General features: G+C 37.3%; 7 protein-coding genes, 1 tRNA gene and 1 pseudogene. 5 read left to right on the top strand and 4 right to left on the bottom strand.

All coding sequences use genetic code 11. The features are described from left to right. Window positions 1-3: 3 nt before the first annotated feature. Complete coding sequence (locus ACZFYI_RS12850) at window positions 4-909, top strand: DUF3078 domain-containing protein (RefSeq protein ID WP_462524532.1); 906 nt, start codon at window positions 4-6, stop codon at window positions 907-909. A gap of 135 nt (window positions 910-1,044) precedes the next feature. Here ACZFYI_RS12850 and ACZFYI_RS12845 read toward each other — a convergent pair whose 3' ends face one another. From ACZFYI_RS12845 to sucC, 3 genes are all read right to left on the bottom strand, one after another. Continuing rightward, on the bottom strand, window positions 1,045-1,875 hold the full coding sequence (locus tag ACZFYI_RS12845) for a universal stress protein (protein WP_462524530.1): 831 nt from the start codon (window positions 1,873-1,875) through the stop codon (window positions 1,045-1,047). Between the two features lie 138 nt (window positions 1,876-2,013). After that, a tRNA-Arg gene (locus ACZFYI_RS12840) sits at window positions 2,014-2,087 on the bottom strand. A 17-nt stretch (window positions 2,088-2,104) separates the two neighbouring features. After that, window positions 2,105-3,316, bottom strand: a complete 1,212-nt coding sequence (gene sucC / locus ACZFYI_RS12835) for an ADP-forming succinate--CoA ligase subunit beta (protein WP_462524529.1) — start codon at window positions 3,314-3,316, stop codon at window positions 2,105-2,107. 139 nt (window positions 3,317-3,455) lie between these two features. Between sucC and ACZFYI_RS12830 the strand changes: the two genes are divergently transcribed. Next, a complete protein-coding gene (locus ACZFYI_RS12830) occupies window positions 3,456-4,112 on the top strand; it encodes an ABC transporter ATP-binding protein (protein ID WP_462524528.1) in 657 nt (218 codons plus the stop codon). Window positions 4,113-4,115: 3 nt separating this feature from the next. Here ACZFYI_RS12830 and ACZFYI_RS12825 read toward each other — a convergent pair. After that, window positions 4,116-4,445 (bottom strand): annotated as a pseudogene (locus ACZFYI_RS12825) (peroxiredoxin); the annotation flags it as partial. A gap of 289 nt (window positions 4,446-4,734) precedes the next feature. Here ACZFYI_RS12825 and ACZFYI_RS12820 point away from each other — a divergent pair. The 3 genes from ACZFYI_RS12820 to ACZFYI_RS12810 all read left to right on the top strand — a co-directional run. Beyond that, entirely contained in the window at window positions 4,735-5,535 is an 801-nt protein-coding gene (locus tag ACZFYI_RS12820) for a DMT family transporter (RefSeq protein ID WP_462524531.1), read from the top strand. 49 nt (window positions 5,536-5,584) lie between these two features. Next, window positions 5,585-6,451: a hypothetical protein gene (locus ACZFYI_RS12815; protein ID WP_462524527.1), complete on the top strand. Its 867-nt coding sequence runs from the start codon at window positions 5,585-5,587 to the stop codon at window positions 6,449-6,451. Between the two features lie 39 nt (window positions 6,452-6,490). After that, window positions 6,491-7,197: tetratricopeptide repeat protein (locus ACZFYI_RS12810; protein WP_462524526.1), on the top strand; the 707-nt coding region annotated here is incomplete at its 3' end.

Genomic DNA, 7,197 nt, shown 5'->3' with positions numbered 1-7,197 from the left:
ATTATGAAAAAACTATTTACGATTTGTTTGATAATTACTTTTGTTAATTTTGGGTATTCCCAAGAGGAGGAGGCTTCCACTGACAGTGCTGCTATGGCATTGAAGGACACAACATATTGGAATTCCGAATTAAGTATAGGTTTTAATCTTAACCAAGCTTCTTTTTCCGGAAATTGGAAAGCTGGGGGAGTAAATTCTTTTGCTTTGGGTTCAATTCTAAGTGGAAAAGCAAACTATGCCAAGGATAAGCTGAGCTGGGACAATCAGCTCGAACTCATTTATGGGGTGGTTAAAAATGACGATTTGGGATTAAGAAAATCCAATGACAGGATATTTTTTGATTCAAAAGTTGGATACAAGATTACCCAAAAATGGGGTTATTTTGCATCTTTGAACTTTATCACACAATTCACAGATGGATTTGATTATTCGGCAGATGATCCAGTCCTTATTTCAAGGTTTTTTGCGCCCGCTTTCCTGACATCCGGTTTTGGATTCGAATACAAGCCAAATGAAAATTTTGCCCTCAGGTTAGCGCCTTTTTCTCCCAGATTTACATTTGTGACAGATACCAATTTAATCAATACTGTTCCTGGAAATTATGGGGTTCCTGAAGGACAAAAATTAAGGACTGAATGGTTGGCATTCCAGGTTTTTATGACTTACAATAAGAAATTCAGCGATAACCTAACTTTGAATGCTCGCTACCAGATTTTTGCTAATTTGGAAACTTTGGAATTTCGTACCATTGATCACCGATTGGATTTTACACTGATTGCGAAAATCACAAGGTATGTGGACGTGACATTTACAAGTATCAATGTGTATGACATTGATATGGTTGAAGGGATTCAATTTAGCCAAGCTCTTGCGCTAGGTATTTTATACAAAATCAACAATAAAAAGTAGGTTTTTATTTACCTTTTCTTCAAAAAATTTTGATTATTACATTTATGTATTATTTTTGTTTCAATTGTGGTAGTTAAATAATAGTTGGTTTAGTTTTCATAAAAAGGGCAGAAGAATTTCTTCTGCTTTTTTACTTTAAGAGATCTTGAAACTTAACACTGGTATTTTGGTTAGTCCGATAAGGTTTTCTGTCACACTTGGAGAGAAATATTGTTTGAAATCAGATTTTCCGTAAGTTATTACTGCAATGCCATCTGAATTTATTTTTTCTGCAAATTGAATTATTCCGCGCTCTTCTTTAAATGAATCAAAGATGTGGATTTCATGCCCATAACTTGAAAATTCGTCAAGGAAGGTTTTTCCAATACTCAAGATGTCGTTGGTTTCGAGAAAGTAGGTGGGTGTATTGACATACAAAACATGGAGTTTTACCTGGAGGATTTCTGCAAGATTTTCTACCATTCTAAAAGTGACTCCTGTTTCCTCTTTGAAATTGGTAGCAAATACCAATTTCTCAAATTTCAGGTTTTGAGGAAGTGTCTTGATTACAATGACAGGGACTTTTGAATTTCTCAACATACTGTAAGTATTGGTACCCAAAACATAATCCTTGAAACCATATACTCCATGAGAGCCCATCACCACAATGTCTATGTGTTCATCTTCGACAAACTGGTAGATTTTCTCATTGCTGTTGTTGAAAATTAGCAATTTTCGGGCTTTAATATCAATGGATTCTGCTTGTTTAACCAAGTCAGTGAGGCTTTGCTTTGATTTTGCAATAGCTGCTTGGGCATCTGGGAAAAGATTTTCCTGTTCAATGGTTAATTTCGACCAATCCACAGGTGTGTTGATGACATGAAGGAAAATCAGTTCAGCATTTATTTTTTTGGCTAAGAATAGGGCATATTTTTCAGCATTATTGGCGCAATCTGAAAAATCGGTAGGAACAAGTATCTTTTTCATGGCTATTTGGGTTTATCTCGTTCGTTTTGACACAATTATACCCAAGTATAAACCAAATTATACTATTATAGATCAGTGAGTTACATGATAAAAATCAGGTTGAAAAAACAAAAGCCCCAGGTGAAACCCGGGGCTTTGTGCGCGCGGAAGGATTCGAACCCTCAACCCTCGGAGCCGAAATCCGATATTCTATCCAATTGAACTACGCACGCTTTATTGATACCAATTCTTAAGAAATAGCTGCTTTTACTTTCTCTGCTGCGTCTTTCAGGGTAATGGCTGATGATACTTTCAATCCTGATTCGTCAATGATCCTTGCACCTTCTTCAGCATTTGTTCCCTGAAGTCTTACAATAATCGGAACAGGAATATCTCCGATAGATTTGTAAGCTTCTACCACACCATTTGCGATTCTATCACACCTTACAATACCACCAAACACATTGATTAGGATCGCTTTTACATTTGGATCCTGAAGGATGATTCTAAACCCAGCTTCTACAGTGACAGCATTGGCTCCTCCTCCCACATCAAGGAAATTGGCAGGCTCACCCCCTGAAAGTTTGATCATGTCCATAGTGGCCATGGCCAATCCTGCTCCATTTACCATACAACCGACATTGCCATCCAATTTCACGTAGTTTAGGCCTGATTTACCGGCTTCAACTTCAAGAGGATCCTCTTCAGCAACATCTCTCAATGCTGCCAAATCTTGGTGTCTGTATAGGGCATTGTCATCAAGATTTACTTTGGCGTCTACTGCAAGGATTTTATCATCCGAAGTTTTCAAAACAGGGTTGATTTCAAACTGTGCGGAATCAGATCCCACATAGGCATTGTAAAGTGAGGTAATGAACTTTACCATTTCTTTAAATGCATTTCCCTCAAGGCCTAATTTGAAAGCTACTTTTCTTGCCTGGAAACCTTGCAACCCAACTTTGGGATCAATCCATTCTTTGATGATTTTCTCAGGATGCTTTTCAGCAACTTCCTCAATATCCATCCCGCCTTCAGTAGAAGCCATAATGACATTGCTTCCTTTTCCTCTATCTAACAAAATCGATAGGTAGTATTCTTTTGGTTCGGAAGCACCCGGATAATAAACATCCTCGGCTACCAACACTTTATTCACTTTTTTTCCTTCAGCACCTGTTTGGATGGTTACCAATGTTCCACCGAGAATCCCCGCAGCTTTTACTGGAACATCTTCAAGGCTTTTGGCCAAAACAACTCCTCGGGAACCGGTTTCATTCACCAATCCTTTTCCTCTTCCTCCTGCATGGATTTGGGCTTTGATTACATACCAGGAAGTTCCGGTAGCAGCATTTAGCTTTTTGGCAGCCTCCAATGCTCCTTCGGGGCTGTCTGCGACTATCCCCTCCTGAATCCTGACGCCATAGCTTTTCAAAAGTTCTTTAGCTTGATATTCGTGTATGTTCATCCTTATGAAAATTTTTGCCCGAAGTTAAGCGCTACATGTTTATTTATCAAATTAACATCAGGTCTTTTGGTAAATAAATCCATCCAATGTTAACATAGGAATCTGTAATATTTATATTTGGTGACCAAAAATACATTATATGTTAGTTGCAAAAGGAATTCACAAAAACTATGGGGACTTACATGTCCTCAAAGGTGTGGATGTGAATATCAAATCTGGAGAAGTCGTTTCTATTGTTGGATCTTCCGGCGCAGGAAAAAGTACCTTATTGCATATTTTGGGAACCTTGGATCAAGCTGACAAAGGAGAAGTTTTGATTGGTAAAACCTTGATAACAGGTCTTAAAGGGGATAAGCTTGCTGAATTCAGAAACAAGGAAATCGGATTTATTTTTCAATTTCATAACCTTCTCCCTGAATTTAATGCAGAGGAAAACATCATGATTCCCGGGCTCATAGCAAACAGGCCAATGAATGATATCCGGAAAAGAGCAGGTCATTTGGCTGAAAGATTGGGTATCAGTGGCAGGCTAGGGCATAAGCCTTCAGAATTATCAGGCGGTGAACAGCAAAGAGTCGCCGTGGCAAGAGCCTTGGTGAATGATCCCAAAATTATTTTTGCCGATGAACCTAGTGGCAACCTTGATTCTAAAAGTGCTCAGGCACTTCACAAATTATTTTTTGAATTGAGAAGAGAATTCGGTCAGTCCTTTGTCATTGTGACACATAACCAAGAATTAGCCGAAATGGCTGACAGAACGCTAATTATGCAGGACGGTAGAATTATTGGTCAGTAAAAATCATGGCTTCAACTGCTTGACCATTTCATCAACATGTTTTTTTGATTCAAACATATCAGAATAAACACCTTGGATGACGTGATCGCTGTCAAGAAAATAAGTTACCCTTTTAGGCATTTTTACAAGAGGTATCAATGCATCGTACGATTTACAAACTTTTCCCGAACCATCACTCAATAATTCAAATGGGAGTTTATGTTCTTTTTGGAATTTTAAATGTGTAGCAATAGTATCCCTGCTTATTCCGACAACAGGTACATCCAAATCTCTAAATGCCGAAAACTGATCTCTGAAATCACAAGCTTCCGCGGTGCACACCCTGGTAAAATCTTTTGTATAAAACTAAATCACACAGGCTTTTCCTGCGGCGCTTTTAGAAAGTGTAAATTTTTGGCCTGTGGTGGAATCCAATGTAAAATCGGGAGCTTTTTGTCCTTTTTTGAGTGCCATGCTAGGTTTATTTTAAAAGTTTGTCACAAGAATAATACTGAGTTTGCCTCTATTTGTTTAAAAGTAACCTCAAAATTCAAATTTAAATTGAACCAATCACTTTTGGTTTTTCTTATTCCCTTAGATTTGAAAAAACCAATTCACCTTGAATAAAAAAAGTGTTCAACATATGTTATTTGCAGGGTTTCTTTTTTCCCTGATGAATGTTTCTGTAAAACTGATTCCACATATTCCTGCCATAGAAATTATTCTTTTTCGATCAGTTTTCAGTTTGGTTTTGACTTACATTTTACTCAAAAAAGAATCTGTTCCTGTTCTTGGAAACAATAAAAAACTGCTGATCCTTAGAGGAATTGCAGGGTCTATCGGATTGATGACCTTTTTTTACACACTTCAAAGTATACCATTGGCAAGTGCGGTGACAATCAATTACTTGGCTCCAATTTTCACTACTATCTTGGGTATTTTCATTGTAAAGGAGAAGGTCAGAGCAAAGCAATTTCTGTATTTTGGGGTTTCTTTTGCGGGGGTAGTGATTATTCAGGGCTTTGATCCAAGGATTACTTTTTGGGATTTGGTGATCGGTATTGTTTCTGCCCTGGCAATGGGATTGGCTTATAATATTATCAGAAAAATCAAAAACTCAGAACATCCATTGGTCATCATGTTTTATTTCCCATTGATCACCATTCCGATTGCGGTCTTGTATACGTATTTTGTTTGGGTAATGCCCGAAGGATGGGATTGGGGGATTTTGTTAGCAGTGGGTTTATTGACACAGTTTGCACAATATTTCATGACTTTGGCCTATCAAAGTGCCAACCTTTCCAAAGTGGCAAGCTTGAGTTACATTGGTATAATCTATGCCTTGAGTTTTGGATTTCTGATTTTTGGAGAAACTTATAGCCTTATGGTGTTTTTCGGTATGGTTTTGGTATTGGTTGGTGTGGCCATGAATATTTTTAAATAGAATGGTTACATTAAAGCATTTAGTTTCGACTTATAACAAAACCGGTTTAATGAAAGGCTTATTTAGATTTTTGTTGGCGATTATATCAATTGCAATTCTAGCTTGTGAAACTTCTTTGGAACCCACCGGAGAAGGTAATGGGGCATTTGATTGTTCAAATTTCACTTATAGTGACACAATTTTTTATATCAATGAAAATTTAGATAACAAAATCATTCCTGTAAAAAACCTTAAAGGTACCTTTTCGGCTGTTCCGGAAGGCCTTGTCATCAACGAATCAACCGGGGAAATTGACATCAATGAAAGTGAAACAGGCTTGAAATATAGGATTTCATATAACCCAACCGGATCCGAAATTTCCTGTACATATGAATTGACAATAGGAGGGATTAATTATCTGGACAAAGTCTATATCTTGGATCAAAATGATTTTTTGGCAGCTCCCATTTTTAATGCAGACAAAAATGCTTCAAGTCCTTGTGGGAAAGTTGATGATAATAACAATTCTGATGACGACTATACCTGTAAATTTGGCGAATATGGACCTGATGATGAGGATATTTCAGATTTAGGAATAGAAATTGACGAAGCAACAGGAATTATCGATCTTCAAAAAACATTGGATAACGATGCCTTTGGAGATGATCCTGAGAATGGTGCCGAACTGGATGCCTCCCTATATTACAGGTTGCAGGATCAATCTTTGGGAGTACTCAATGCCATAGACTTGAAATTTTTTTATTTTGAAACTTTGGCTGAGGTTCCTCAAAGTCTATTGGACGAAATAGATCGGAGAAATAAGGATTTACTTGAAAAAAGATCTACGGGAGATTTTTCAAATGCAAGAGTATTTGCAGAAAATCCCAAAGCAAAACCAAGACCACCTTACCTTTTGATTGTTGCGAGGTTACAATAATTTGGGTATAATTACCCAAATTATCTAACCTATTGCGCTGTGCTCCTGAGGTGGTTTCTCCTATTATTTTCCTTTCTTCTTCATAATCCCAAGCAAAAGGATCAGACTGATTTTTCAAAAAAATATCAGGAAGCTTTGATATTTTTTCAGGCAGAAGCCCCAACAGATCAGACTGACAGTCTTGCAAAACACCTTTTTTTAGATGTTGTTTCAAATGCTGATTCAGAGAAAGCTGATAGAAGAATTCTTGTGGATTCTTATGAAAAACTCGGAAGCTTAGCTTTGATTCAAGGGGATTTGAACGAAGCAGTCTCCTTTTATAGGAACGGTTTGGCGCTAAAAGGCCACTCAAATCTACCGGATTCTCTCTTTTTCGGATCTAATCTTTTTCTTGGCGAGACGTATTACCTCTTAAGCAAAGCAGACAGCAGCATCTATTTTTTGGAAAAAGCGGAAGATTTGATGGCATCGAAAAATTCTAAAGTGGAGGCTTCAAGATTATATAATTCATTGGGTGTAATCTATTTTGAATCAGGTAATTATATCCAGTCTATCAATTACTTTAACAAATCAAAAAACCTGATTATAGAAGATGATTCTTACGATGGACTAGAGCCATATTATAAATATGCGCTGTTCAGTTTTCTGAATAACATTGGTACTTCTTTGTACCAATTAGGTGAAATAGACTGTGCACTGCATATTTATGACCAATTGGAGGGTTTTGGAATCAACCAAGACCAGGT

The sequence above is a fragment of the Aquiflexum sp. genome (assembly GCF_977115555.1).
Note: the sequence above shows the minus strand (reverse complement) of the source record. Positions and strands in the feature narration are given on the sequence as shown.

Excerpts from the sequence above, each read along its gene's own strand:
- ACZFYI_RS12850 (WP_462524532.1), top strand. The coding sequence starts at position 4 with ATGAAAAAACTATTTACGATTTGTTTGATAATTACTTTTGTTAATTTT.
- sucC (WP_462524529.1), bottom strand. The coding sequence starts at position 3,316 with ATGAACATACACGAATATCAAGCTAAAGAACTTTTGAAAAGCTATGGC.
- ACZFYI_RS12815 (WP_462524527.1), top strand. The coding sequence starts at position 5,585 with ATGAAAGGCTTATTTAGATTTTTGTTGGCGATTATATCAATTGCAATT.
- ACZFYI_RS12845 (WP_462524530.1), bottom strand. The coding sequence starts at position 1,875 with ATGAAAAAGATACTTGTTCCTACCGATTTTTCAGATTGCGCCAATAAT.
- ACZFYI_RS12830 (WP_462524528.1), top strand. The coding sequence starts at position 3,456 with ATGTTAGTTGCAAAAGGAATTCACAAAAACTATGGGGACTTACATGTC.
- ACZFYI_RS12820 (WP_462524531.1), top strand. The coding sequence starts at position 4,735 with ATGTTATTTGCAGGGTTTCTTTTTTCCCTGATGAATGTTTCTGTAAAA.